At 62.5% G+C, this 26,991-nt stretch carries 18 protein-coding genes; 15 read left to right on the top strand and 3 right to left on the bottom strand.

The features are described from left to right. The first annotated feature begins 331 nt into the window (after positions 1-331). The 6 genes from VSR68_RS04065 to VSR68_RS04040 all read left to right on the top strand — a co-directional run bounded on the left by VSR68_RS04065 (position 332) and on the right by VSR68_RS04040 (position 10,521). On the top strand, positions 332-1,078 hold the full coding sequence (locus tag VSR68_RS04065; protein WP_342938565.1) for an N-acyl amino acid synthase FeeM domain-containing protein: 747 nt from the start codon (positions 332-334) through the stop codon (positions 1,076-1,078). A gap of 165 nt (positions 1,079-1,243) precedes the next feature. Continuing rightward, entirely contained in the window at positions 1,244-4,174 is a 2,931-nt protein-coding gene (locus VSR68_RS04060; protein WP_342938564.1) for a putative bifunctional diguanylate cyclase/phosphodiesterase, read from the top strand. A gap of 410 nt (positions 4,175-4,584) precedes the next feature. Next, positions 4,585-6,066, top strand: coding sequence for an FAD-dependent tricarballylate dehydrogenase TcuA (gene tcuA, locus VSR68_RS04055; protein ID WP_342938563.1), 1,482 nt, complete (start codon positions 4,585-4,587; stop codon positions 6,064-6,066). Positions 6,067-6,078: 12 nt separating this feature from the next. Beyond that, positions 6,079-7,566: an MmgE/PrpD family protein gene (locus VSR68_RS04050; RefSeq protein WP_342938562.1), complete on the top strand. Its 1,488-nt coding sequence runs from the start codon at positions 6,079-6,081 to the stop codon at positions 7,564-7,566. A 139-nt stretch (positions 7,567-7,705) separates the two neighbouring features. Then, positions 7,706-9,100: an MFS transporter gene (locus tag VSR68_RS04045; protein ID WP_342938561.1), complete on the top strand. Its 1,395-nt coding sequence runs from the start codon at positions 7,706-7,708 to the stop codon at positions 9,098-9,100. An 11-nt stretch (positions 9,101-9,111) separates the two neighbouring features. Then, a complete protein-coding gene (locus VSR68_RS04040) occupies positions 9,112-10,521 on the top strand; it encodes an MmgE/PrpD family protein (RefSeq protein ID WP_342938560.1) in 1,410 nt (469 codons plus the stop codon). Positions 10,522-10,578: 57 nt separating this feature from the next. On the opposite strand, the gene VSR68_RS04035 is transcribed toward VSR68_RS04040, so the two are convergent. Both VSR68_RS04035 and VSR68_RS04030 read right to left on the bottom strand, forming a co-directional pair. Continuing rightward, positions 10,579-11,286: a GntR family transcriptional regulator gene (locus tag VSR68_RS04035; RefSeq protein ID WP_342938559.1), complete on the bottom strand. Its 708-nt coding sequence runs from the start codon at positions 11,284-11,286 to the stop codon at positions 10,579-10,581. Positions 11,287-11,337: 51 nt separating this feature from the next. Then, on the bottom strand, positions 11,338-12,699 hold the full coding sequence (locus VSR68_RS04030; protein ID WP_342938558.1) for an MmgE/PrpD family protein: 1,362 nt from the start codon (positions 12,697-12,699) through the stop codon (positions 11,338-11,340). A gap of 155 nt (positions 12,700-12,854) precedes the next feature. On the opposite strand from VSR68_RS04030, the gene VSR68_RS04025 reads away from it, so the two are divergent. The 3 genes from VSR68_RS04025 to VSR68_RS04015 all read left to right on the top strand — a co-directional run bounded on the left by VSR68_RS04025 (position 12,855) and on the right by VSR68_RS04015 (position 18,039). Next, positions 12,855-13,853 carry a quinone oxidoreductase gene (locus tag VSR68_RS04025; RefSeq protein WP_342938557.1) on the top strand — a complete coding sequence of 333 codons (999 nt, stop codon included), beginning with the start codon at positions 12,855-12,857 and terminating at the stop codon, positions 13,851-13,853. Between the two features lie 134 nt (positions 13,854-13,987). After that, a complete protein-coding gene (locus VSR68_RS04020; protein WP_342938556.1) occupies positions 13,988-14,347 on the top strand; it encodes an RcnB family protein in 360 nt (119 codons plus the stop codon). Between the two features lie 440 nt (positions 14,348-14,787). After that, on the top strand, positions 14,788-18,039 hold the full coding sequence (locus VSR68_RS04015) for an autotransporter outer membrane beta-barrel domain-containing protein (RefSeq protein ID WP_342938555.1): 3,252 nt from the start codon (positions 14,788-14,790) through the stop codon (positions 18,037-18,039). Between the two features lie 104 nt (positions 18,040-18,143). Here VSR68_RS04015 and VSR68_RS04010 read toward each other — a convergent pair whose 3' ends face one another. After that, positions 18,144-19,139 (bottom strand): aldo/keto reductase, encoded by a 996-nt coding sequence (locus tag VSR68_RS04010; protein ID WP_342938554.1) that lies wholly within the window; start codon positions 19,137-19,139, stop codon positions 18,144-18,146. Between the two features lie 141 nt (positions 19,140-19,280). Here VSR68_RS04010 and VSR68_RS04005 point away from each other — a divergent pair, with 141 nt between their 5' ends. The 6 genes from VSR68_RS04005 (at position 19,281) to VSR68_RS03980 (ending at position 26,878) form a co-directional block, all read left to right on the top strand. Continuing rightward, positions 19,281-20,183 (top strand): LysR family transcriptional regulator, encoded by a 903-nt coding sequence (locus VSR68_RS04005; RefSeq protein WP_342938553.1) that lies wholly within the window; start codon positions 19,281-19,283, stop codon positions 20,181-20,183. Positions 20,184-20,403: 220 nt separating this feature from the next. Then, the gene (locus VSR68_RS04000; protein ID WP_342938552.1) at positions 20,404-21,720 is read left to right on the top strand and encodes an MFS transporter; all 1,317 of its coding nucleotides are present in this window, start codon (positions 20,404-20,406) and stop codon (positions 21,718-21,720) included. A gap of 41 nt (positions 21,721-21,761) precedes the next feature. Then, positions 21,762-22,802 carry an amidohydrolase family protein gene (locus VSR68_RS03995; RefSeq protein ID WP_342938551.1) on the top strand — a complete coding sequence of 347 codons (1,041 nt, stop codon included), beginning with the start codon at positions 21,762-21,764 and terminating at the stop codon, positions 22,800-22,802. After that, positions 22,799-23,467, top strand: a complete 669-nt coding sequence (locus tag VSR68_RS03990) for an RraA family protein (RefSeq protein ID WP_342938550.1) — start codon at positions 22,799-22,801, stop codon at positions 23,465-23,467. Before VSR68_RS03995 ends, VSR68_RS03990 begins: the two co-directional genes overlap by 4 nt. Positions 23,468-23,478: 11 nt before the next feature. Then, positions 23,479-23,871 carry a hypothetical protein gene (locus VSR68_RS03985; RefSeq protein ID WP_342938549.1) on the top strand — a complete coding sequence of 131 codons (393 nt, stop codon included), beginning with the start codon at positions 23,479-23,481 and terminating at the stop codon, positions 23,869-23,871. A gap of 667 nt (positions 23,872-24,538) precedes the next feature. After that, on the top strand, positions 24,539-26,878 hold the full coding sequence (locus VSR68_RS03980) for an alkaline phosphatase family protein (protein WP_342938548.1): 2,340 nt from the start codon (positions 24,539-24,541) through the stop codon (positions 26,876-26,878). Positions 26,879-26,991 lie beyond the last annotated feature (113 nt).

Below are 26,991 nucleotides of genomic sequence, written 5' to 3'. Positions count from 1 at the left end.
CAGGGACGTACAGAACAGGGACGTACAGCACTTCCCATCCCTGATCGACCCCGACACGGCAGTGTCCGACAGTCGCGCCGCCTGCTTGAAAGGGCGGCTTTTTTGTGTTCGAGCGGGTGTTGTCCGATGAAAAGTGCCACCATCCCATCAGAGTCGGCTTCGATTCTGACAGCACGCGCTACACCCACTATCCAGGTGGATGCCAGTCCCCGTCGTACTGCGAAGTGAATTTGAAGGCCCGCCTCTTGGCTGCCGCTGTCGTTCCGGACCCATTCCGGACATAGGGAACGTCAGCGGATGTCTATTCCACGACCAATAAAAGGGATGAAAAATGGAAATTCTCGAGCTCAACCACGAAGTCATTCGTACGGCACGCGACAGCGAAGCAAACCAGAAAGTTGCGAACATCGGCCTTCAGGAGCCGGAACGTCTGCCGTTTACTGTACGTATAGCCGTCAACCGCGAGGACATCGCGAAAGCCGTGGCCGTCAGGCGCAGCGCGTATGGGCGTCATCTGCCTGAATTCGCGCGAACGATGACGATCGAGGACGCCGACGTCGCGCCGGGCACGACGATCCTGCTCGCGGAATCGCGGCTCGATCGCGCACCAATTGGCACGATGCGGATTCAGACCAACGAATTCGCGGCGTTGCCCGTCGAGCATTCGGTCGAGCTGCCGTCCTGGTGCGCGTCGTCGGGCCGGCTGGCGGAAGCGACGCGCCTGGCGGTGACGGGTCCGTCGAGCGGCCGGATGGTCAAGATGATGCTGTTCAAGGCGCTGTTCCTGCTGTGCGAGCAGCGGGGCATCGACTGGCTGCTCATCACGGCGCGCTCGCCGATCGACCGTGAGTACGAGGCGATGCTGTTTCGCGACATTTTTGCCGATCACCGGTATGTTCCAATGACGCATGTCGGCGGGCTGCCGCACCGGGTGATGGCGGGCGAGGTATCGGCGGCGCGCCGGCGCTGGTCGGAGGCGAAACATCCGCTGTACAGGTTCGTGTTCGAAACGCCTCATCCGGACCTGGACCTGACGCAGCCGGTGCAACGGGCCGTCTGCCTGGAGGCGGCGGCGTAAAAATTGCCGGGCAGCCACCGGCCCCGCGCTATTGCAGGGATAATGCGGTTGCGGGTGGCTGATCAAATGACGGAAAGAGCACGGCTGTGCGTGAGTGGGTTGCGCAGCCGTCACAAAACAGGCTTTGCTGGATTGGGGGTGCCGCAGATGATGCGGTCGCGATGGTTGTCACGAATATTACATAGCGCTGGCTCGTCGATCGACGCGTGGCTGGACGCGTTCTCCATTTACGGCGTGCCGGCCGCGGTTGCGATCGGCACGGTCGTCGTGCTGGTGTGCCTGCCGCATGCGTTCCAGCCGAAATCCGCGCAGCCATTGCAGTTCAAGGTACTTGACGACAAGAGCGCGTCGATGGGCCTCGTGGAGGCCCGCACGGCGCTCGCCGGCACGCGCGAAACGACCCGCTACGGCACAAAGCTTTCAGAAACCCCGATATGGATCGAATTCCTTGCGCCCGCATCCCGTTCAGCGGAGCGCATTCTCGACTTCCCGTCGCGCCACGCCACGTCGATGCAATGCTGGCTCGCCTCGACGCTCGCGCCGCTCGGCCAGGCCGACCGCGAGCACCAGACGGCGCCGATGCGCGCAACCAAGGCCGGCTTTTCCATTCCGCTCGACGCAAACGATAGCGCAAACGTGATCCTGTGCCGCGCGACGTATTCCGGGCCGGCCCAGGTGTCGGTGCTGTCGTGGGGCATCGACGAATTTCACGCCTCCGAACTCGACTTCCAGGAAGGTGCCGCGCTGATCGCCGGCGGCCTGCTGACGCTCGCGTGCTTCGTGTTCGTCACCGCGCTGATCAATCGCGAATGGACCTACGTGCTGTTCTCGATGTGGCTCGTCGGCAATCTGCGCCTGTGCGCGAACGCGATGGGCTGGGACACGCAGTGGGTCGACCGGACGATTCCTTCGACGTCGATCGCGTTCTTGCGCGAACTGAGTTTCGCCGCGTATTACATCGTGACGGGCGCGCTGTTCAGCCGGCTGTTCCGCCGCGAGTTGCGCCGCACCGGTTTCATCCGGCTCTATCGCACGGCGCAATGGACGGGCGTTCTGCTGCTCGTCGCCGCGCTGGTGCTGCCGTATTCGCGCTTCATTCTGGCGCTGTGGTCGCTCGGCGGCTTCGGCATCTGCGTGCTGATCCTGCATCTCGCGCAGTTCGTCAGGAAGGCGCGCTCGCGGACGGTGATGTGGTACGTCGGCTCGCTCGCGGTCGTGCTCGGTTCGACGTTTTCGGAGCTGATCGGCGCGGTGTTCGGCTTGCCCGCGCTCGCGGCCGGAGTGAGCCCCGTGCTGGCCGCGCTGACGTCGAGCATGATGGCCGCGTTCGCGATCGCCGAGCAGATGCGCGCCGAACGGCAGCACCGCCAGCAAGCCGAAATCGACTTGCGCAACACCTATGACGTGGCGCCCGTCGGGCTATTCACGCTCGATGCGATGGGCCGCTTCGTTCGCGCGAATCCCGCGCTGCTGCAGATGCTCGGCCTCGACAGGGCGTCGTACCGGATGCATCACTGGAACGATTTCTTCGAAGCGGGCGCGTGGGGCAAGCTGGAGTCGTTCCTGACGGTCGGCGCGGTCGGCTCGGGCGGCTTGGGCAGCGAACCCGGTATCAACGGCATGACGCTGCTCGGCAATTCCGACCGGCGCTTTCAAATCTCCGCGATCCGCTCGGGCCAGTTTATCGAGGGATCGCTGCAGGACGTGACCGAGCGCTCGAAGGCTGTCGAGCGTCTGCGCTTCCTCGCCGAGCACGATTCGCTGACGGGCCTGCTGAACCGGCGCGGCGTGGAGAGCGCGATCGCCGCGCAGTCCGAGACGCTTTCCCGCTGGGTGCTGGTCTATATCGATCTGGACCGCTTCAAGCTGATCAACGATCTGTTCGGCCATCAGGCCGGCGACGAGGTGTTGAGACTGGTCGCGAAACGCATCGTCGGCATGCTCGACGAGCGCTGCTCGCTTGGGCGCATCGGCGGAGACGAGTTTGTCTGCATCATGAAGGACGTGTCCATCGACGAAGCGCTCGAGCATTGGACCAACGTCGTGAACGCGATCAACGATGTGCCGTATCAGGTCGGCAACCGGGCGTTCATGGTCAAGGCGTCGATCGGCCTCACCGAATGCGAGCACGGCATGCGCGTGCAGGATGCGCTCGCGCATACGGACCGCGCGTGCCGCGAGGCGAAGCACAAATCGGGCAACAGCATCGTTGCGTACCGGCGCGGCGCCGAGGCGTTCGAACATCGCGCGGCCGAATTGCGGCTCGTCGAGTCGTTCCGCGGCACGAGTCTGCCGCCGGGGCTGTTTCTGCTGATGCAGCCGATCATGTCGCTGTCGGCGCCTTACGATTCGCTGAACTTCGAAGTGCTGCTGCGCATGCGCTCGCCGGAAGGGCAACTCATCACGCCGGACCGCATCCTCAGCGCAGCCGAAGAATCGGGCGCGATCGCCGCCATCGATACGTGGGTTGTCAAGACCACGCTCGAATGGATCTCCGGGCATCAGGCGCATCTCGCGAATACGCAGTTCATCTGCGTGAACCTGAATGGCGCGTCGCTCAACGACGAGCGCTTCACGCGCGAGATTTTCGATCTGCTGGTGGAGCACCGGCCGGTCCTGCAGTACCTGTGCCTCGAAATCACCGAAAGCGTCGCGCTGCACGATCTGGAGAACACGCAGCGCTTTATCGCGCGCATTCATGATCTCGGCGCGAAAATCGCACTCGACGATTTCGGCGCGGGCTATACGTCGTTCCGTTATCTCAAGCGTCTGTCCGCCGATGCGTTGAAGATCGACGGCGAATTCGTGCGTTCGATGCGCGAGCATCCAAAGGATGTGGCGATCGTCGAGGCGCTGGTCTCGCTTGCGGGCGCGCTGGGCATGCGCAGCGTCGCCGAGTGGGTCGAGGACGCCGATACGCTCACGATGCTCAGGGAACTGGGCGTCGACTACGTGCAGGGCTACGCGATCGCGCGGCCGCTGGAGCCCGAGATGATTCTCGCAGCGAAGTCGTCGGCGGACTTCGTGACGGATTCCGCCGTGGCGAGCGCGATCAGCGCGAAGACGCGTTCGAACGATCCTTTCGAGATTTACTAGGCTCGTGTATTGATCTGGCGCGCGGTCTTCGGATCGGGGACTCGCGCGCAGACGCGCTTCATTCTTTTGTCCCTCATCCGTTGATCCAATAGCGCGCCGCTCACAGAAAACATCGGTGCTCGTGCACCAATGACGATTCACATCGTCTTTCCGCGGATATAACCCTCGCTCCACTCAATTCATTCGACGCTGCCGTTTTCCCTGCAAGCGTTGCGCCTGCTTTCCTCCTTCTCCGACATTTTCCTGAAAAGCGGCTATCGGCATGGCTTGCCAGGGAATGTACTTATTAGAGTACCTTTGTATACCGAAGTACTCTGAACTGAAGCGAAACGAAGTGCCACGGAAAGTGCCGCGCAGGCAGCATCGCGCCAGAACACGTCTGATAACGGTTGAACAACGGGAGCTTCAGAATGGCTGACTATGATGTGATCGTCGTAGGCGCGGGTAATGCCGCGCTGGCAGCAGCAGTATCCGCGCGCGAGAACGGCGCTGAACGCGTCGTCGTACTGGAGAAGGCGCCTCGCGCGATGCGCGGCGGCAATACGCACTGGAGCGGCGGCGTGCTGCGATTCGCTTTCGACGATCCACACGAAATCGGGCCGTTGCTGCCGGGCGTCGAGAAAGAGTTCGAAGACTTCTATGAGGGCATCCAGCCCTATACGCGCGCCGATTTCCATGGCGACCTGATGCGTGTCACCAGTGGACAGACCGACCCGGTCCTGTCGCGCGTGCTGGTCGACAACTCGAAGGACACGGTGTTCTGGATGCACGAAACCGGCCAGATCAAGATGGAGCCCGCCGTGAGCCTGACGGGCGTGCGCAAGGGCAATCAGATCATCTGGGCGCGCGGGCTCGTCGTGCGGGCTGAACACGAGGGCGTGGGCCTGTCGCGCAGCTGGTTCGCCGCCGTCGAGCGGCTTGGCATTCAAGTGCGTTACGGCGCGGCCGTCACGGCGCTGTTGCAGGACGAGAGCGGCCGCGTGAGTGGCGTTCGCGTGCGCGATGACGAAGGCATCCACGAACTGCGAAGCCGTTCGGTGATTCTCGGTTGCGGCGGCTTCGAAGCGAACGTGCAGATGCGCACGCAACATATCGGCCCGCTCGTCGGCGGCGCGAAGGTGCGCGGCACGCCGCACAATCAGGGCGACGGGCTGCGCATCGCGATGGCCATCGGCGCGATGCCGTGGGGGCAATGGAGCGGCTGTCACGCGACGCCCATCAGCGCCGACTGGGGCAACTTCGCGCCGCGCGAAATGACGGATCGCAGCAATCGGCTGAGCTACCCGTATGGCGTGATGATCAACCGCAAGGGCAACCGTTTTGTCGACGAAGGCGAAGACGGCGCGATGTTCACCTACGCGAAATACGGGCGCGCGATTCTCGCCGAACCCGGCGCGAAGGTTTATCAACTGTTCGATTCGAAAACGGTGCACCTGCTCGAAGCGCGTTACTCGACAAGCGATCCGCTGCAAGCCGATACGCTCGAGGCGTTGATCGAGCAACTCGATATCGACGACAAGCCGCGCGCGCTCAAGACGCTGCAGGAGTACAACGCGGCCGCGCACGACAGCGAAGACGGCTTCGATCCGACCGGCAAGGACGGCCTGTCGACACACGGCCTCACGCCGGAAAAATCCAACTGGGCGCTGAAGCTGGACAAGCCGCCGTTCTACGCGTATTCGGCGACCGGAGGCATCACCTTTACGTTCGGCGGCGTGAAGGTCGACGAAGAGGCGCGCGTGATCGGCACGGACTGGCGTCCGATTCCAGGCCTCACTGCGTGTGGCGAAATGGTCGGCGGCCTGTTCTACGACAACTACCCAGCGGGCACGGGATTGGTTTCGGGCGCAACGTTCGGGCGCATCGCGGGCCGAACATCAGCGCGCGCATGAAGAGGAGGGAACATGAGCCAGCCTCTACTGGACGACGAACGCGAATGGCCGGTCACGAAGCGGCTCGCGCAGCGCATTGCCGCATTCGACGCTAAAGACCTGACGCCGCGTGCGCTGGCGGCGGCGCGCACGGCGATCATCGATACGATCGGCGTGACGCTCGCAGGCTCCGCCGAGCGCTGCGTGCAGATTCTGCTCGATACGCCGGGCATCGCCGATGCGCCCGGCAACTGCACGGTCCTGGGCACGAGCGTGAAAACCTCGGCGCTCGATGCCGCGCTGCTCAACGGCACGGCATCGCATGCGCTCGACTACGACGATTTCAGCCAGCCGTTGGGCGGGCATCAATCGGTGCCGCTCGTTGCGCCGCTGCTTGCGCTCGCCGAAGAGCGCAAGCTGTCCGGCAACGCGTTGATCGTCGCGTATGTGATCGGTATCGAAACGGAGATACGGCTTGCGCGCGCGGTGAATTTTCACCACTACGACAAGGGCTGGCATCCGACCGCGACGCTCGGCATCTTCGGCACCGTCGCGGCCGCGAGCCATCTGCTGAAGCTCGACAGCGAACGCATCGCAACAGCGCTTGCGATTGCGGCCTCGCTTGCGGCAGGGCTGAAGGCGAACTTCGGAACGATGGTCAAGCCGTTGCACGTCGGGCACATCGGACGCAGCGGCCTCTTTGCGGTACTCATCGCGGAACGGGGCTTCACTGCAAATGTAGCGGCGATCGAACACAAGCAGGGCTTTTTCAACGCGTTCAATGGCCCCGGCCACTACGACGCGCAACGCATCTTCGAGAACTGGGGCGCGCCGCTGGAGATCGAAAGCGAGACGCTCGGGCTCAAGCAGTTCCCTTGTTGCGGAAGCACGCATCCCGCGATCGCGATGGCGCTCGCGCTCGTGCATGAAGAGCACGTGAAGCCGGAGCAGATCGAGTCGATTCATATTCAGGCGCACCGGCGGCGCCTTCCGCATACCGATAACCCCGATCCGCGCACGCCGCTCGGCGCGAAGTTCAGCGTGCAATATGCGGTCGCGCGCGCGCTCGTCGATGGTGTCGTGCGGCTCGAGCATTTCGAAGGCGATGCGCATCTCGACCCACGCGTTCGTCGGCTGCTCGCGATCACGCGCACCGATCCGCATCCGGATATGCCGGAAGACGCAGAGCATCAGTTCGGCGCGGAAGTGACGCTGACGCTGCGCGACGGACGCGTGCTGTCGCGCCGCATCGACAACCTGATCGGGCGCGGTCCCGCGAATCCGATGTCGACGGATGAGCTGTGGGAGAAGTTCTACGATTGCAGCAAGCGGGCGATCGGTTCATCCGAAGCGCTCGCGCTTTACGAGCGGCTCGAAGCGCTCGAGGAACTGAGCGACGTCAGCACGCTTGCGCGTCTCTTTGCAAGGCGTGTGCTGCCCGGCAGCAACGTCGCGCAGCAGAAGCTCGAAGTGTCGGCGGCGCCTGAACGCAAATCGGAGGAAACAGCCTGGGTGCCGTGAGCACGCAGGCGAACAGGCGCCGGTAGCGAGACAAAGAAACTACGGATGGAGACAGACATGCTGAATGTTTTCGAATCATCTGGAAGTGGGAGCGCAGTTCATAGTGATCGCGCGGCGTTCGCGGGACGGGAGGCGTCCCATGAATGACGAGCTGATTGCCGCGCGAGTCGACCGGTTGCCAGTCTCGCGCTTTCATAAGCGACTGCTGCTGCTGGTGAGCCTGCCGTTCTTCTTCGATATCAGCGACATCTTCACGTTTTCGTATGCGGCGCCCGCGCTCGTCAAGGAGTGGGGACTGCCGATCTCGAGCATCGCGTTGCTCACGTCAGCGGGCTTCTTCGGCATGTTCGTCGGTGCGACGCTCGGCGGCATGCTCTCCGACAAGATCGGGCGAAAGCACGCGCTCGTCGTGTACGTCATCGCGTATTCGATGTTCTCGCTCGCGAATGCGCTCGCCCCCGACATTCCGATGCTGATCGTCACGCGCGTGCTGACGGGCGTGGGTATTTCGTCGGCGACGGCCGTCGTGATGGCGTACATCGCCGAGCTGTTCCCGGCGAAGACACGCGGTACATGGCAAGGCTGGGCGATGGTCATCGCGTTGTGCGGCATCCCGATCACGAGCTGGGTCGCGCGGCTCGTCGTGCCTTCGGGGCCCGACGGCTGGCGATGGATCTTCGTGTGGGGTTCGCTGGGCATTGTCTTTCTGGTGTTTCTGCGCCACTTCCCGGAGTCACCGCGTTGGCTCGCGCGTCAAGGGCGCATGGAAGAGGCCGACCGCGTGCTGCGCGGGATCGAAGCCGAAGTCGCGAAGACGACGGGTCCGCTGCCGGAAGCCGTCGCCGTCAACAGGCCGGTCGAAGCGCGCGCGCATTGGACCTCGATGTTCAAAGGCCAGTACATCGGACGCACGCTGACGCTATGGGCGATCTGGATCTTCCAGACGCTCGGCTTCTATGGCTTCCAGGCGTGGGTGCCGACACTGCTGGTCAAGCACGGCATCACGATCGTGCATAGCCTGACGTACATCACGCTGATCAACATCGGCGCCGTGCCGGGCGCGCTCATCGCCGTGTTTCTCGCGGATCGCATGGAGCGCAAGTTCAGCATTGCCGCGGCGGCCGCGCTGATTGCCGTGTTCGGTCTGCTGTATGGACTGAGCTTCGAGCCGGTGCTGATCGTGTCGTTCGGCTTCCTCGTCGGCATGTTGATCCAGACCTTCGCCGCATTGTGCTACGCGTACACGCCCGAGCAGTATCCGACCGACATCCGCAATACGGGCGCAGGCTTCGCATACGGCATGGGTCGGCTCGCGAACGTCGGCAACTCGTTTATCGTCGCGGCGATCTTCACGAACTTCGGCTATGTGTGGGTGTTCGTGTACATCGCGGGTGCGTGGCTCGCGACGTCGGCTGTCACGTTGATCTTCGGTGCGAGAACGACGGGACGCCGGCTCGAGACGATCAATCCTGTTCACGAAGAAAGCCTTGACCAGCGGCTCGATGCGCACGTGCTTCGTCCCGGCGACCATTGAGAGGACATTCGATGACCGATACCGATCAGCCACGCCAGGCCAACCAACCCGTCATCGCGCGCAGGCTCGCAGAATTTGCGTGCGTGCTTCAACCGTCCGCGCTACCCGCTGAGTTGCGCCGCAAGGCGACGCATCACATCGTCGATGCAATCGGCCTCGCGTTTGCGTCGCAGCGCTTTGCGTTCGCAGCACCCGCGTTGCGCGGCTTTGCAGCGGCGGGATCGGCGGGCGATGCGACGGTGATCGGCAACACGTCGTCGCTTGCGCCTCGCGATGCGGCGTTGTCGAATGGCTTTCTGATGCATGGCCTCGATTTCGACGACACGCATCCGCTTGCGATCGTGCATCCGACCGTCGCCTGTCTGCCGGCGGCGCTCGCGGTAGGCGAAGCGGTCGACGCCGACTGGGACGACATGCTCGCCGCTTACATCGCGGGCATGGAAGTGGCGATACGTCTTGGCGTCGCCGTGAAGGGCGGCTTCCATCACGCGGGCTTTCACGCGACGGGGATCGTTGCGCACTTCAGTTCGACGATCGTCGCGGGCAAGCTGATGAAGCTCGATGCCGCGCAACTCGTCGCCGCGCAGGGCATTGCGGCGAGCACGGCGGCGGGCGTTCAGGTGTTCCTCGAAGAGGGCGCATGGACCAAGCGAATGCATCCGGGCTGGGGCGCGCTGGCGGGGATCACGGCAGCGCATCTTGCGGCGAATGGTTTTGCCGGACCATCGCGTCCGTACGAAGGCCGCTTCGGACTATTCGAATCGCATCTGCAGGAGCATGCAGGTACGGTCGATCTGGCGTCGATCGGCAACGGACTCGGCGATGAATGGACGATGTTCGGCATCGCGATCAAGCCGTATCCCGTGTGCCATTTCATTCACGGATGCGCGGAAGCGGCACTACGTCTGCATGATGCGCAAATGAACGCGGACGACATCGAAGAGGTTGTCTGCCTGTTGCCCGCGCCGACGATGCCGATCGTCGCCGAGCCGGCCGGCGCGAAGATGACGCCGAAGACGGACTATGACGCGAAGTTCAGCACGCATTTCGTCGTGGCGGCGTGCCTGTTGCGCGGACGCTTCGGTCTTGCCGAACTCGAAGACGACGTGTTGCGCGACCCAGGTATCCTGAAGCTCGCGGCCAAAGTGCAATGTGCGGTCGATCCCGATGCGGATTTCCCGCGTTATTTCTCGGGCCGCGTCACGGTCAGGATGCGCGACGGCTCGCAACGCAGCGAGCATGTGCCGATCAATCTCGGAAGCGGAGCGCGCGCGCTGGGCGAGCGCGAGATCGCGCAGAAGTTTCGCGGCACGGCCGGCCTGATGTTGTCGCCCGATCGCGTGGACGCGTTGCTGGAAGTGCTGCTTTCGCCGGGAAAACGCAAGGTGCGCGCGATGATGCAGTTGCTTCGTGCGACGTAGTCGCAAAGAAACCGGTGCAAGCGAACGCTCTCGACGATGCGTTATCGAGCGATTCCGCTACGCACCGCCTTTCGCGTTCTCTTCACCGAACAGCATTTTCAGGCGCAATTCGGTTGCAGCCGCAACGTGCGCCTGAGCCGCTTTCTCCGCGCCGTCCGCATCGTGGCGAGCGATGCAGGCGACGATCTCCTTGTTCTCTTTCAGTCCGCTCTTGATGCGGCCCGGCATCGAATAAGTGGTCGTGCCGAGCAGGCCGAGCGCATCGATGAGTACATTCGAAGTCTTGTATAAGTACTCGTTATGCGCAGCGGCGACGATGATTTCGTGCAGGCGTCGATTGAGTGCGGCGACTTCGTCGGGCGTCTTCGCGCGCTCGAGTTGCGCAAGGACCTGCTGCATCGAGAGGATCTCGATGGCGGAGGCCTGCTCGGCGGCGAACCGCGCGGCCGCGCCGACTAGCACCTTGCGCATCGCGTAGAGCTCCATCACCTGTTTCGGCGAGAGCTGCACGACGACGAAGCCGCGCGGCGGTGCGAAGCGCACCATGCCTTCCGCTTCGAGCCGCTTCAGTGCTTCGCGGACAGGCGTGCGGCTCACGGCGAGGCGCTGCGCGATGTCGGCCTCGCGCAGACGCTCGTTCGATCCGAGTTGCCGGCTGCGAATTTCCTGCCGCAACTGGGCGTAGACATATTGGGCAAGCGACCCTTGCCCGAAATCGGCCGTCGTGTCGGCTTCATCGATCGTCGCGTTGAGCTTTCCAGTCACCGGCTAGTCCCTCGTCTTTGTAATCTGTGATGCAAGTATAGATCGGCGCATTTACGCCAGGCAGACCATCAGGTCGCGTACCGCGATCGATGCGTCTTTTCGTTCGACCAGATGGATGACCTGATCCGCGCGGCGCTCGCCGACGGCATCGACTAACAGTCCGCGTGCTTTTCCTCTGACGACGTCGTTGCCCACGGGGCGGTTCCAGCTGCCCAGCGGCGCGTCGCAGCGTGCGTATAGCCGGGCTCCGTTCTTCAGATGCACGCTCAGATCGACGTACATGCTGTCGAGCGCGCCGCTGATGGATGGATCGGCGTTCATCTTGAAGCGCGTGAGCATCGTCTCGACATCGGGCGCGAAGCGGCGCGCATCGCCGAACGAGTCGGGATCGACGCGACCGTCGAGCAGCGCGACGCACGTCGTGTATTGCCACGAAAACTTGCCGTCCAGACCCGTCTGCGGCTGCGGACGATCGATATACGGCATCGACGGAGCATGCAGTTCGACGCTTTCGACGTCGTCGGCGCGGAAGGCGTCGGCTTGCGCGCGCGCATCGAGCGCGGCCGTGATCGCGTAGTGCGTCGCGAACTGCGAAGGAAACAGCTTCCACGACAGACCCGGCTCGAGCGCGCGTCCGACGCCAATCGGGGCAAGCAGGCAGTCGCTGTCGAAGCGCGCGCCGAAATAGGCGTAGCCCCAGCCGCGCGGTCCGCCGAGTGCGTCGGTACTTGCCGTGAAGCCGCGAGCGGCCAGCAGAGCGGCTTCGAGACCATGTGCAGCAGCATCGCCGCAATGAAGAGCCTTCGTTTGCGAGCCGATGTTGGCGAGCACGCCGCCGCTGCGCGAAGCCGCGATGCCCAGCGCAGCCGTTGCATGCGCCGTGTCGAGGCCGAGCAGATCCGAGCACGCGATCGCTGCGGCAAGCGGCCCGACGACGCCAGGCGGATGCAGCGTAAGTTGCGCCGGTTCGATCTGTCCCGACGACATCCGCAGACGGCCCTGTGCTTCGATGCCTTTAGCGAGCGCGCGCAGCAGCGCATTCCCGTGCGGCGCGCCGCTCTCTCGCTCGCGCAGTTCGGCCAGCGCGAGCAATGCGGGCAGCAGCGTCGATACTGCGTGGTTCGGCGGGTTCCACATGGGTTCGAAATCGAGCACATGCATCGACATGCCGTTGATGCGCGCCGCGACGGCGGCAGGCGCGCAGTATGCATGCCCGATGACGGTCGACGGTCCGTGAGCCTGCTGATGCTCTTTCGAGAATTCGGCCATGTGCGTCGGCCCCGGTTGCGAAGCGCCCGCCGCCGCAACCCCCAGGCCATCGAGCAGGATCAACCGGCAGCGGTCGACAAGTCTCGCGTCATCGGCATGCCAGCCGAGAATCCGCTCGGTGAACTCGTATGAGAGTGTGGTCATGTCCTGGCCTTGCACAGTTCGGATCATGGGCGCCGCTGCGTCGCGATGCGCTTCCGTGCACGTCGGTTTTCTGCTTTTCGAACAATCGAGTACCATTGTATACCAACGTACTCGCATTGCTATAGTGGCGATTACCAGTGAAACGCGGAGGCGACATGAAGGCAATTCGTATCGAACGTTATGGCGGTCCCGAAGTACTGCTGCGTGAAGATGTGCCGGTTCCAAAGCCACAGGCCGATGAAGTGTTGATGGAAGTCGCGTTTGCGGGCATCAATTTCATGGACGTGCATACGCGGCAGGGCAAGTATGCGTCGTCGAAGAGTTATCCCGTGCGCTTGCCCGTCACGTTGGGCATGGAAGGTGCTGGCACGGTCGTAGAAACGGGCGCACATGTCGATCGCTTCAAGCCGGGTGATCGGGTGGCATGGTGCATCGCCTGGGGCAGCTACGCGGAATACGCGACCGTCCCCGCGTCGCGCGTTGCGCACATTCCAGACGGCATCGCTTTCGATCTGGCTGCGGCCGCGCTATTTCAGGGCTCGACAGCGCATTACCTTTGCTACAGCGTGGGTCAGCTTGCGCCGGGCGCCACGTGTCTCGTTCATGCGGCATCGGGGAGCATCGGCCAATTGCTGGTGCAGATGGCCAAGCGCGCAGGCGCCACCGTGTTCGCTACCGCGAGCACGCACGAGAAGACGGCGATCGCGGCGAGCCTCGGCGCGGATCATGTGATGCTGTATGAAGGCGGACGATTCGCAGACCGCATTCGCGAAGCGACGAACGGTATTGGCGTCGACGTCGTGTTCGATGCAGTGGGACGAGCGACACTGCGAGACAGTTTTCGGGCGGCGCGCACGCGCGGCTTGATCGTGAACTATGGATCGGTATCCGGATCGTTGAGCGATCTCGATCCGATCGAATTGGGTGAGGCGGGTTCGTTGTATCTGACGCGTCCGCGGCTTACAGATTATCTACAGGACGCGGAGACGGTGCAGCAACGTGCGGACGAGGTCTTTGCGGGCCTGCTCGATGGGGCGCTGCATGTGAAGCTCGACAGGCGATATACGTTTGACGACGTGCAAGAGGCGCATGCGGCATTGGAGGAACGCCGGCAAATTGGAAAGGCAGTGTTGGAGATCGGTCGTTTTTGCTAGCGCTTTAGCGACTTCGAATTTGCATTGAACATTCCTTGACGATGTTCTCTCCTTACGACTGATATAGTGCAAAGGGAAGTTCTTGCCGGATTACACCGGAGTTCGCCATTATCCATTTTTCATGAGGGTGTCATATGAAATTGAAAGCGATTGCGTCACTCGTTATGGTTTCGTTGCTCGGCATGTCGTCGACGGTTTTCGCTCAACCTCACGGACAGGGACCGGATCATCACGGTCATAACGCACACCGGCCGCCGCCCCCTCACGATGCATATGCAGGCCGTCCCGGCGGACCGATTCCGCATAATGACTGGCACAAGGGCGACCGCTTGCCCGCCGAGTACCGTGATCGCAACTATGAGGTCGATGACTGGCATTCGCACGGCCTGTCTGCTCCGCCGCGCGGCTATCGCTGGGTTGGTGTGAATGGAGACTATGTGCTCGCAGCAGTTGCAACAGGTGTCATTGCCAGCGTGCTGATCTCTGCTCACTGATCGCTTTTCCTACCGCATTGCGTTGCGATTCTTGCGCGGCGAACACCAGTTCAGCGTCGCGTGAGAGCGACGCTCATTTCTTTTCTTAACGGTCTGCGCGGTCGCATGTGCAATGGCGCGGGATGTGGCTGCAAATCAACGGAGCGCTACCGCTTCGTCTCGCGTTGCATTTTGATCTTGAGTGAACGCGATTGTGTCACTGCTCAAGTACTTAGAGTACTTGAATATCTAGCAAGAGCGAGTATAAAAAAGTCCCGCGTACGGAGGCGCGGGACAAACGTCGATTACTTCGAGCTCCATATCAGGACTTAAATCCAGTGTCCTGATAATTTCGACTATCGACGTTCTGGAATAAAAAAGCAAACGTAAATTTAGCGGGTATTTGAGTAGTTCTGAAGATCATATAAAGTCGGCGCATGAGTACTGATAAAAAAGCGCTTATGACAACAACCAACGTTAAGCCGGAAACCTTCGCTCGCCGAGGTATTCCGACGCGCCGCACGCTGTCGCCTTGCGCTGCGACTTCCATCCTGCTGACCTACGGAATCATCGGCCAGGCTTTTGCAACCGACTTGCCCAGTTCCACGACTGCCTATTCGCTCACGGCAGCGGCCAATCCCTACGTGGTCGTAGCCGGCGCCACCATCGACACGCGCGCAGACGGCACCACCGCGATCAGCGGAAGCAGCGCCAACGCGACCTGGACGCTCACGAACAACGGCACCGTCGACGGCGGATTCTGGGCGCTTCAGTTCAACCAGCCGGCCACCGTGAACAACAACGGTGTGTTCTTCAGTCCAGCCACCACGGCGCTGGCGCTGTTCGGCGGCGGCACGGTCGTCAATGCGGCGGGCGCAGTCATAGCGGGAAAGCTGGACGGCATTTATGCCGCGCAATCATTCGGCAAGGTGGTCAACGCCGGCACGATCGCAGGCGACGTCTTCGGTCTTGTCGATTCGCAGTCGGGCATTCATATGCCGGACGGCGGCACGGTGATCAATCTTGCAACGGGCCGTATCGGCGGCTATGGGTCCGCGATTCTCGCTGCGCCTGCGACAACTGTCATGAACGACGGCACGATCGCGTCGGGGAGTGGTCCTGCGATCGACCTGACGGCCGGCACCAGTAATACGGGCGGTTTCGTGGCCAACAACGGCACCATTGCTTCGAGCGGCGGCGTTGCAATCCGTTTCGGTCCGAATGACGACACGTTGCTGATTACGGGTGCTTCGTCGATTTCCGGCACCGTCGATGGCGGCGGTCAGAGTGCGGGCGGCGGCAATACGCTGATCCTCGGTGGCACGACGGCCGGCAAGTTCGATCTGTCGTCCATCGGTGCAAATGCGCAATACCGCAATTTCAACATCCTGCGCAAGCAGGATGCGAGCGTGTGGACGATGACGGGCACCAACAGCGTGGACGAGCTGTGGCAGATGGCAGGCGGCGGCCTCGTCGTCGCGGGGCAGTTGACGGGCGGTATCAGTGCGGCTCCGCAGAGCGTCGGACTCGATGTCGAAGTCGCGAGCGGAGGCGCGATCCATGCGCCAACGGGCAGCGCAGTGTCTTTGGGCGCGGCGAGCCGCATCGCGAACAACGGCGCAATCGACGGTCACGCCGATAAGATCTCGACGCTGAACGTGCAGGGCGCGGGCAGCAGCATCGTCAACACAGGCATCGTCACGGCCGATGGCGCGGGTGCGCCGGGCATCAGCATCGATGCGCAGGGCGGCGAAGCGGCGCTCATCAACAACGTGGGTGCGAGCATTTCCAGTGTCCAGGATGTTGCCGTCATGGGCGGGTCGAACGTCGACATCATGAACGCCGGCACACTGTGGGGCCGCAGTGCGGCGGTGCGCTTCACCGGATCGAACGATGTGCTGACGCTCGACACCGGCAGCAACGTGAGCGGCGACCTCGACGGCGGCAACGGTGCAAACAATGCGCTCGTGCTGCAGGGCACGGGACGCCTGGCAAGCCCTGCATATGGCTTCTCTTCACTCGCGATGCGCGGCGTCGACTGGACGCTTGCCAGTACGGCGTCGGCGGGCACGACGACGATCGAAACGGGCACGTTGCGCGTAAATGGCGCGTTGACGAGCCCGACGGTGACGGTCGCTTCAGGTGCGGCGCTCGCGGGAACAGGGACCGTGACGGGTGCTCTCGTCACCCAGGGCACGATCGCCCCCGGCGACGCCATCTTCGCGCAAGGCGGCACGGCGGCACCCGCGTTGCCGCCCATTGCAGTCGGCACGTTGCACGTGAACGGTACCTATACGCAGTCGGCCGGCAGCCAGTATCAGATGGATGTCTCACCCACCGCCAACGACATGATCGACGTGACCGGCCCGGCGACGCTGAACGGCGGAACGGTACTGGCACGCTTGCGTGCGGGCTCGCTCTCTACCAGCGACACGTACACCATCGTCGCGGCTTCGGCCGGTCTCACGGGCGCGTTCGCAGGCGTCAGCACGCTCAATCCGTTCGTGCGTCCTTCGCTCGCTTATGATGCGAACCATGCGTATCTGGTGGTCAAGCGCGGCTTCCGGCTCGCAGGCGGAACGCCGAACGAGATCGCGGTAGAAGGCGCGCTCGATCGAGGCATTGCGGGACTCGCGTCGAACGCGCCGCGTGACCGCGATTTCCTGACGGTTGCCGTCGATCTGTTGAACCTCGAGGGGCCCGCGGCGTATGCGGCGCTCGACCAGTTGAGTGCCGAAGCCTACACGGCGTTGTTGAACGCGCACATCGACGCGGTGCGCCTGACCACGGGCGCGATCGATGCACGCCTTACCGACGCGCGCAGCGGCTCGTGCTCCCCATCGGTGCAGCCGGCACAGGTATCGGGGAGCGGCGATTCACGGTTCTGTTCGTGGGCCGTGCTCATCGGGAACACGGGCAAGATCGGCGGGTACGACACATGGCTTACCCAGCGCATCGATCTGGCCGGCGTGACGACGGGGCTCGACTACCGCGTCGCTGCGCCGCTCACGCTCGGTGCGGCGTTGAGCTACGTACACGGCAACACGTCGACCGACACGCTGCCCGTACACGGGCAGTTCGACAGCTACCAGGCCGCGCTTTACGCCAGCTATGTGCCGGGACGTTACTGGTTGAACACTGCAATCGGCTACGCGCGCAATGACGACGCGATGAAGCGTGACATCACATTCACCGATCCGATGCGCACGGCACAGGGCAGCACGGGCGGCAACCAGTACTTCGCTTCGCGGCGCACGGGCATCGATCTGGCGGCGGGCGCGATCGGCGTGTTGTCGCCGTTCGTCGGATTCGATGCACAGTACGTCGAAGGCTCGGGCTTTACCGAGTCGGGAGCCGACTCGGTCAATCTGGCGGTGCAGTCCGCGTCTGCAAGCGCGGTGCGTTCACTGCTCGGCACGCAGTGGAGGCACGCGTTCGATTGGTTCGGGCATGCATGGCGCGTCGATGCGTCCGCGGCCTGGGCGCACGAGTACGGCGCGCTTACGCGAGCGATCAACGCGAGTTTCGCGGGCGCGCCCGGCAGCGGCTTCACGGTCCACGGCAGTGGTCCCGCTCGCGACGCTGCACAGTTGGGTGTAGGCGCAAGCATCGAGATCGCCCGGCGTGCGCAACTGTTCGCGCGCTACGACGTCGAGTTCGGCGCGCGGACTGTCATGCATGCGGGTAGTGTGGGCTTCGACTATCACTGGTAGCGCACGATGGTTCGCTCTATTCACGTGTGCGATCGACGCGCGCCACCCGTCCGATGAAGATGCCCTTGTGCCGTTTTGCCCTCATGCCCTTATGCGCGGGACGCCTACTGAAAGCCCACCACATCATGCGGCACATACGGCGCTTCCAGCGATGCGAGTTCGTCCGCCGTGAGCTTCACACCGAGTGCCGCAATGGCATCGTCCAGATGATGCGGCTTCGATGCGCCAACAATCGGCGCGCTCACGCCTGCCTTGCCGATGACCCACGCGAGCGCGACCTGTGCACGCGGAATGCCGCGCGCCGCCGCAACTTTCGCGACCGCTTCGATCACGCGACGATCGGCGTCGGCCGTCTTGTCGTAAAGACTAGTGCCGAAGCCGTCGGTCTTCTGGCGTTCGGTGGCCTCGCTCCAGTCGCGAGTCAGTCGGCCGCGCGCGAGCGGGCTCCACGGAATCACGCCGATTCCTTCGTCCGCGCAAAGCGGCAGCATCTCTCGCTCTTCCTCGCGATACAGCAGATTCAGGTGATTCTGCATCGTCACGAAGCGCGTCCAGCCATTTCGCTCGGCCACATGGAGCGCCTTTGCGAACTGCCACGCGAACATCGACGACGCGCCGATATAGCGTGCCTTGCCAGCCTTCACCACATCGTGCAGCGCCTCCAGCGTCTCTTCGATCGGTGTTGCATAGTCCCAGCGGTGGATCTGGTACAGGTCGACGTAGTCTGTGCCGAGGCGCGACAGGCTCGCGTCGATCGACTGGAAAATCGCCTTGCGCGACAGGCCGGAACCATTGGGCTTCTTCGGGTCCGAGCGATTGCCCATGGGAAAGTACACCTTCGTCGCGAGCACGATTTCATCGCGCTTCGCGAATTCCTTTAGCGCGCGGCCGACGATTTCTTCCGATGTACCGTCCGAATAGGTGTTCGCGGTGTCGAAGAAATTGATCCCAGCTTCCAGCGCCTGACGGATCAACGGGCGGCTCGCGTCTTCGTTCAGCGTCCACGGATGCGGGCCGCGCTCGGGGACGCCGTAGGTCATGCAGCCCAGGCAGAGTCGGGAAATATCGAGTCCGGTGCGACCCAGCTTCACATAGTCCATCTCATCCTCCGTGCAATGTGGCATTCGATTATCCAGCAATCGGGCGATTGACGAAGCCGACGTGATGGACAAACGGTATGCGATGCGCGAACCATGTCATCATGTCGATGCCCAACGATCTGAAAGAATCGACAGAACACGATGAACATAAGAGCGCTTCAATGTTTCGTGACGCTCGCCGAGGAGCTCAATTTCAGCCGCGCCGCCGAACGTCTGCATATTGCGCAACCCGCGCTGAGCCAGCAGATTCGCGCATTGGAAGAGCGGCTCGGCACGCAACTGATCGACCGCACGCGAAGACCGCTGCGTCTCACGGAAGCGGGGCAATATTTGTGCACGGAGGCGCGCCAGATCATCGGCGCGATCGATCAGGCGACGCTCGGCACGCTCGAAGTCGGCATGGGCCGGCGCGGCTGGCTGAGCATCGGCTTCACGCGCTCGGCGATGTACAGCATCTTGCCGCCCGCGCTCAAGGCCTTTCACCGCGAATACCCGCAGGTCGAGTTGAAGCTCTATGAAATGCTCACCGACGAGCAAAGCGACGCGCTGCGCGACATGCGCATTCATGTCGGTATCGGACGGCAGCCGCTCGCGATGGAGGGATATACGACGCGTGTGCTGTTGCGCGAGCAGGTCGTGGTCGTGATGGCGCTCGATCATCCGCTTGCGAAACGCAAGAAAGTGAGAATAGAAGAACTGGCGGATACGCCGCTGATCCTCTATCCGAAGCATCAGAATGCGCAGTACAAACGCTCGGTGTTGTCGCTGTATCGCGATGCAGGCGTCACGCCGCTTGTCGCTCACCAGGCCTACGAAATCCAGACGGCTATAGCGCTCGTTGCAGCCGGCCTGGGCGTGACGGTCGTCGGCGAATCGGTTGCGCGGCACGGGCGCACCGACGTCGTGTACCGCCACCTGACGGGCCCCGGTTCATCGCAACGCTCGACGCTTGCCGCCACCTATCGCACCGACGATACGTCGCCACATCTGCTCGCATTTCTTCGCTGCCTTCCATCTCCGCCCGCCAGCAACGGCGCACTATAAGTCTGCGCTTATAGAAGCATAAGCATCTCGTCTTGGACTTCCTGTCTTCGCGTTCTTAACATCGATCATGTAGCAGATTCCGTCGCAGACGATGCGCACGCGGCACGCCACGGAACACTGCTCACGGCCACGACACGTGGCGGTGGATGGGGGCCAGCTCGAAAGGCCCGGTTGAAAAAGAGCGCAGCGACGGCCACGTCGCGCACAGGCAGGAGACAGCATGACTCACATCGATGAAGCTGCAACGATGCGAAAGGTGTATGGGCGGCTCATGCCCTTGCTCTTCGCGATGATGTTCTTCAACTATCTTGACCGCATCAACATCGGCTTTGCGGCGCTCGACATGAACAGCGACATGGGCTTCAGCCCGGCCGTGTTCGGATTCGCTGGCAGTATCTTTTTCTTCGGGTACATGCTGCTGGAAGTGCCGAGCAATCTGCTGCTTCATCGCGTCGGCGCGCGTCGCTGGATAGCGCGCATTCTGCTCACATGGGGCGCCGTCGCGGCGGCAACGGCATTCGTTTTCAACGACACCAGCTTCTATGTGCTTCGCTTCATGCTGGGCGTGATGGAAGCGGGCTTCCTGCCTGGCGTCGCCGTCTATCTGACCAAATGGTTCCCCGAACGGTACCGCGCGCGTGCCGTGGGCGGCTACATCATTGCAGGTTCGTTTTCGGCGGTGCTCGGCGGCCCGATCTCCACGACGCTGATGACCTACGCGAACGGCGTGCTCGGATTGCATGGATGGCAGTGGATGTTCATCCTCGAAGGCATACCGGCGATGCTGCTGGGTCTGTTGACGCTGCGCATCATGACCGAGCGGCCCGCCGACGCCGCGTGGCTTTCCAACGACGAGAAGCACTGGCTCGAATCGACGCTCGCTGCGGAACGCGAGGCGCTCGGCGGCCACACGCATGTTTCTCTGCTGCGCGTCGCGGGCGATATCCGCGTGTGGAGCCTTGCGTGTCTGTTCGGTTGCGCGCTGGTCGGCATTTATGGGCTCTTTCTGTGGCTGCCGCAAATCGTCAAGAGCCTCGGTCATCTGAACAATATCGAAGTCGGTTTTCTGTCCGCTGCGCCGCCGTTGCTCGGCGTGCTCGGGACGTTTCTGGTCAGCCGCAGTTCGGACCGTTCGGGAGACCGCAAGAAGCACCTCGCGTTCGTCTATGGAGCCAGCGCGATCGCTATCGCAGGCAGTGCGTATGCGCCGAATCCGCTGCTCGCTTACGCGCTGCTTTGTATCACCGGACTCTTCATCTACGCCGGCAATCCGCTCTTCTGGAGCCTCGCGTCCTCATTTCGGACGGGCGCGGCAACCATCGCGCTGATCAACACCATCGCACAGTTCGGTGGGCTGGTCGGGCCGTGGAGCATCGGACTGGTGCGCCGCGCAACAGGCAACTTCTCGCTGGCGTTGCTGACGATCGCAGCGTTCCTCGTGATCGCGACGATCATCGCACTCGTCATGCGCGTCACGCCGCCGGACGAAGACTCATCGTCGACGCTGGCGCGTGGAGACGCCGCCACCGGTAGTTAAATCACGATTCGATTTATCGCACAGACGAAAAGGTTCGCTTCATGATCATCGATTGCCACGGCCATTACACGACGTCGCCGCCGCAACACGAAGCGTGGCGCGTCAAGCAGGTCGCCGCGCTGCAAGACGGCACGACCGTGCCGCCGCGTCCCGTCATCACCGACGACGAAATCCGCGAAAGCATTGAAACGGGCCAGCGGCGCATCCAGCGCGAGCGCGGCACGGACCTCACGATCTTCTCGCCGCGCGCGGCGGGCATGGGCCATCATCTCGCCGGCGCGGAAGCGAATGCCGTCTGGTCGAGTGCGTGCAACGATCTCGTGCATCGCGTTTGCACGCTGTTTCCGCGCCATTTCATCGGCGTATGCCAGTTGCCGCAGGCACCCGGCGTATCGCCAGCGAACAGCGTTGCGGAACTGCGTCGCTGCGTGCAGGAGTTGGGGTTTATCGGCTGCAATCTGAATCCCGATCCGTCGGGCGGTCACTGGTCGGGCCCGCCGCTGACCGACCGCTCGTGGTATCCGCTGTACGAAGCGATGGTGGAACTCGACGTGCCGGCGATGATTCACGTATCGTCATCGTGCAACCCGAACTTCCATGCGACGGGCGCGCACTATATCAATGGCGATACGTCGGTGTTCATGCAACTGCTCACGGCCGATCTTTTCGCCGACTTCCCGACGTTGCGCTTCATCATTCCTCATGGCGGCGGCGCGGTGCCCTATCACTGGGGACGTTATCGCGGACTCGCGCAGGACATGAAGCGGCCGCTGCTGCGCGATTATCTGCTGAAGAACGTGTTCTTCGACACTTGTGTCTATCATCAGCCGGGCGCCGAACTGCTCGCGAAAGTGATTCCCGTCGAGAACATTCTTTTCGCGTCGGAAACCATTGGCGCGGTTCAGGGTATCGATCCCGAAACAGGCCACTACTACGACGACACGCGGCGCTATATCGATGCAATCGAATGGCTGAGCGACGCGGACCGGCAACACATTTACGAAGACAACGCGCGGGCGGTGTACGGACGTCTGACTGCGCAACTCGACAAGCAATTGGCTACGGAAGGGGCGACGATATGAATCCGATCGGCTGGCGTGAATATGAATCGGCTCCGCAGGCGAGCATGGCGACGCTCGACGCGTTGCGCGAACTTGCCGTGTCGCTGCTCAGCGACAACATGGCCCGCGCGAGCGGAATCATGGGGCTTCAGCCGTATCACCGCCCCAAGGCGATGGCAGGCACAGCCGTGACCGTGCACACGCGTGCGGGCGATAACCTCGCGATCCATCGCGCGTTCGACTTTTGCAGGCCCGGCGATGTGCTCGTGATCGACGGCGGCGGCGAGCTGACTCAGGCGTTGATGGGCGACATCATGGCGAGTTATGCGGAAAGTCTCGGCGTGCAAGGGCTCATGATCGACGGCGCGATCCGCGATGTCGGCGCGATACGTCAGCGCGATTTTCCCGTCTACGCGCGAGGTGTCACGCATCGCGGGCCCTACAAGAATGGACCAGGTGAGATCAATGTGCCTGTGACGGTCGGAAAAATGGTAGTGAATCCGGGCGACATCATCGTCGGCGATGACGATGGATTGCTGGCCATCGCGCCTTCCGACGCCGAACGTGTGATCGAAGGCGCGCGCAAGCAGGGAGCGAAGGAAGCGGCTGCACTGCAATCGATCGCCGAGGGCCGCTTCGACCGGTCATGGGTGTTGCCGCATCTCGACCGGATGATGCGCGGCTGACTCGCCACATCATGACACCATACGTGGACGCCGCGGCTCTCGTCGAACTCGCGCAACGCTCTGAACAGAACGCGGCTGAATTATGCTCATGTACCAGAACATCGCTGGACGGGTGGCAATCGCAACCGCTTTCCATCGATGAAGCGCAACTCGTCGAAATCGCAACGCTCGTACGCGAAGACGATCCCGAGCCGACGTTCGCTGAATATCGGCCTGGCAACGTTCAGTACTGGTCTGCGGATGCACCGATCGCTCCGCGCTACTTTCCCTACAATCGTTGCGGCGTGTGGCAATGCACGCAATGCAACCGGCTCTATCTGCGCTATACGGAAGGTGGAGGATACTTTGTCGACCGGCGAATCCGCGCGCTGAAATCGCGGTTGATTGAAGACGTGCCGCTCTGATCTCACGGTCACACTGCGCCGCAGTTGTGACCCGTCCCTTCGCGCTGCATTTCCAGCATCACAACTCCCGCCGACTCGATGCGTATTACGATGCCACATACCTGGCATTGCAAATCGTCCTCTCCATAAGATCATCGCGTAGAACGCTACGTGAACGACTCGTCCGATACGTTGTTCGTCATTTAGTGTTCTAAACGGCGCTAAAAGTCTTGCTTAAGCCTGACAAGCGCTTTCAATAAAATAACAAAAAGCGCTCTTAGCTTCGGCCACACATCGGCAAATCAGTCTCGCAGTTTTCAAAAATCTTAAATATATCGACCCGATAATTGCGGCCATTCCATTTCGTTGACGATGCAACGAACGCGGTTTAGCGCATTACGTACAGACCGTTCGTATTGTTGCCGCCGTCCAGGAGGCCATACAAAAAGTCTTAGCGGACACGATGCTCTTGGCGTTGTGTTCGTGAAGAGACCGTCCACTCGCACGGCGGGTTGATTCCTATTCAAACGAAAGTGCTTGGCCAGTTTCAGCTAATTGCAAGGTTCGGGATTCGATACCTGTTTCCTCCCAAGGCATCGAAAGATTCACGCTGTCGTGTCTTGTGAATATCGCAAGCAGGCTTCGTGGAGCACAGAAGTCGCACCTACAACAAAAGGAAACCCCCACAATGTCGGTAAAACTAACTCAACGTAATGCGCTTTTCCTGACCTCGATCGCGTCGGCGTGCATGCTGGCCGCGTGCGGTGGCAACGACAATGGATCGGCATCTCCTGCGGCGACGGCACAGACGCAGACCTATAGCGGCGTCGTCGCGTCCAGCGCGTATGTGCCGGGCAGCACGACGGGCGACCCGACCATCAAGGCCGGCTACTACACGGGCGCGACCGTGTTCGTCGATACGAACGGCAATGGCAAGCTCGACTCGGGCGAGCCGTCGGCCAAGACGGATAGCAACGGTCACTTCACACTGCAAAGCAGCGGTGCGGGCCAGCTCGTCGCCGACATTCCGACGTCCGCGAAGAACACGGCAAGCGGCGCGGCTGTGACTAGCCATATGATTCTTCGCGCGTCGGCTGCGCAGATCGCCGACCAGGGTACGTCCAGCGTCGTGATCAGCCCGATGTCGAGCGAAGTGCAGCGTCTTGTCGAGGCAAACGGCAGCACCTACGCAACCGAGAAGACGAATGTCGCGAACCGCCTGACGGGTCCGGCGTTCGGCGCGTCGGCGTCGGCCGTGACGGTGAGCGGCGCGGATGCCCTCGGCGATGCGAACAAGCTCTCGGGCGCCGAGCAGCAAGTCGTGCTGTTCGAAGAGAACCAGCTCGCGAACCGCTACACGTATGCAACGACCAAGCTCGATCGCGCCGATCTGTATCCGGACAATCTCGCGGTGGTCGGGGGCGATCCGGCGCTGCCGCCGCTCGTCGCATCGGGGCATGTGACGGCCGGAACCGCGGTGACGCCGGCCCAGACGCAGGCACCCATTACGTTCGCGCAGGCACAGCAGGCTGCGTTCAACGTCGAAGGCATCCCGCGCTACGACAACATCTTCATCATCATGATGGAGAACAAGAGCACGAACTCGATCCTCGGCTCGCAATACGCGCCGAACATCAACAACCTTCTGACGACGGGCAGCCAGTTCACGACGTACTACGCGACGGGCAACCCGAGCGAGCCGAACTACACGGCGCTTGGCGGCGCGGACGACTGGGGCATCACCGACGACAACTGGTGGGGTTGCGGGGCCGGCGCGGCTGGCACGGGCGTGAACAATGCGCCGACGGACGTAGCGTTTGCTGGCGGCAAGGCATCGGATGGCCAGCCTCTCGTGGCGACCCAGACGACGCCGCCGCTCGACACTGCGCATCTGTCGAACTACGGCAGCGCGTCGTGCAACGTCGGTTCCGTGGCGAACCACAACGTCTCGGCTCCGAGCCTTTTCACGTTGATCTCGCAAGCGGGCATGACGTGGCGCACCTATAGCGAGTCGATGAACCCGGGCCAGGACCCGCGTGCCGACAGCATTGCCGATGCCGCCGTAACGGGCACGTTCACGGGCGCGGGCGGTCCGGGCACGGCCAACTTTGCGGCGCCGGGCGGCCTGTACAAGACCAAGCACCATCCGGGCATGGCTTACCAGAGCACGCGCAATCTGCCGGAGTTCTATGCTGACAACCGCACGGTTGCCGGCACGCAATGGGACGCGACGGCGTGGTCGAAGTCGACGGCTTATCCGATTCCGGCGGGCTACGACTATGACCAGCTCGGAACCGACCTCGCGACGGGCGACGTGGGCAATCTGAACTTCGTCATGCCGGACCAGTGCGACGACATGCACAGCGTCGGTTCGGACACGTCGTGTAAGGGCAATCCGATCATCCAGCGCGGCGACGCATACGTGCAGCAGCTCGTCAACAAGATCGAGAGCTCGCCGCTGTGGGCGAACCGCCAGCGCAAGGTCGCGATCGTCGTGATGTTCGACGAAGGCGGCGGCACCAGCACGTCGTGCTGCGGCTGGAACACGGCGAAGACGAGTGGCGATCAACCGTTGCAGCAGGATTCGACGGGCAAGTGGATCAAGAGCGCGACGCCGCTGCTCAACTACAGCAACGGCAACTTCGGCCACGGCAACTCGATCTTCGGCGTGCTGACGAACCAGCAGAACGGTACGGGCGTCGTCGACAGCGATGCATACAGCCACTTCTCGTTCGTGCGTACGCTGCAGGACATGTTCCAGATCGGCGATCCGGGTAACGATGCATCGTACCTGAGCCGCGCGAAGTACACGGAGCGTTTCATCGCGCAGAACATCGCGAATCTGCCGGAGTTCCTGGGCAGCGCCGATACGCACTTCGACTCGGTGCGTCCGATGAACCACGCGTATGTGATTCCGTCGGCGTACACGCAGAAGCTCAATCCGGGCGACGTGTCGGGTACGTCCCTCGCGACGGCGCAAGTCGGTCCGGACAAGACGCAGGCGAACGTCTGGGCAGTCAGCAAGTAAGCGGCCTGGGAGGCGGCTTGACGCCTCCCGCCATGTGCTCTTGCTCCTCTTGCATCGTCAGACGGTGGTCCGCTCTCGAGCGGGCCACCTGTTTCGGCTAGCCGTTTCATCTG

It is taken from the genome of Paraburkholderia phymatum (assembly GCF_038900715.1).
Classification (GTDB): Bacteria; Pseudomonadota; Gammaproteobacteria; order Burkholderiales; family Burkholderiaceae; genus Paraburkholderia; species Paraburkholderia phymatum_A.
Note: the sequence above shows the minus strand (reverse complement) of the source record. Positions and strands in the feature narration are given on the sequence as shown.

Coding starts and splice junctions, on each gene's coding strand:
- tcuA (WP_342938563.1), top strand. CDS start 4,585: ATGGCTGACTATGATGTGATCGTCGTAGGCGCGGGTAATGCCGCGCTG.
- VSR68_RS04030 (WP_342938558.1), bottom strand. CDS start 12,699: ATGACCACACTCTCATACGAGTTCACCGAGCGGATTCTCGGCTGGCAT.
- VSR68_RS04025 (WP_342938557.1), top strand. CDS start 12,855: ATGAAGGCAATTCGTATCGAACGTTATGGCGGTCCCGAAGTACTGCTG.
- VSR68_RS04045 (WP_342938561.1), top strand. CDS start 7,706: ATGAATGACGAGCTGATTGCCGCGCGAGTCGACCGGTTGCCAGTCTCG.
- VSR68_RS04010 (WP_342938554.1), bottom strand. CDS start 19,139: ATGGACTATGTGAAGCTGGGTCGCACCGGACTCGATATTTCCCGACTC.
- VSR68_RS04065 (WP_342938565.1), top strand. CDS start 332: ATGGAAATTCTCGAGCTCAACCACGAAGTCATTCGTACGGCACGCGAC.
- VSR68_RS03980 (WP_342938548.1), top strand. CDS start 24,539: ATGTCGGTAAAACTAACTCAACGTAATGCGCTTTTCCTGACCTCGATC.
- VSR68_RS04040 (WP_342938560.1), top strand. CDS start 9,112: ATGACCGATACCGATCAGCCACGCCAGGCCAACCAACCCGTCATCGCG.
- VSR68_RS04000 (WP_342938552.1), top strand. CDS start 20,404: ATGACTCACATCGATGAAGCTGCAACGATGCGAAAGGTGTATGGGCGG.
- VSR68_RS04005 (WP_342938553.1), top strand. CDS start 19,281: ATGAACATAAGAGCGCTTCAATGTTTCGTGACGCTCGCCGAGGAGCTC.
- VSR68_RS04050 (WP_342938562.1), top strand. CDS start 6,079: ATGAGCCAGCCTCTACTGGACGACGAACGCGAATGGCCGGTCACGAAG.
- VSR68_RS03990 (WP_342938550.1), top strand. CDS start 22,799: ATGAATCCGATCGGCTGGCGTGAATATGAATCGGCTCCGCAGGCGAGC.
- VSR68_RS03985 (WP_342938549.1), top strand. CDS start 23,479: ATGACACCATACGTGGACGCCGCGGCTCTCGTCGAACTCGCGCAACGC.
- VSR68_RS04015 (WP_342938555.1), top strand. CDS start 14,788: ATGACAACAACCAACGTTAAGCCGGAAACCTTCGCTCGCCGAGGTATT.
- VSR68_RS04020 (WP_342938556.1), top strand. CDS start 13,988: ATGAAATTGAAAGCGATTGCGTCACTCGTTATGGTTTCGTTGCTCGGC.
- VSR68_RS03995 (WP_342938551.1), top strand. CDS start 21,762: ATGATCATCGATTGCCACGGCCATTACACGACGTCGCCGCCGCAACAC.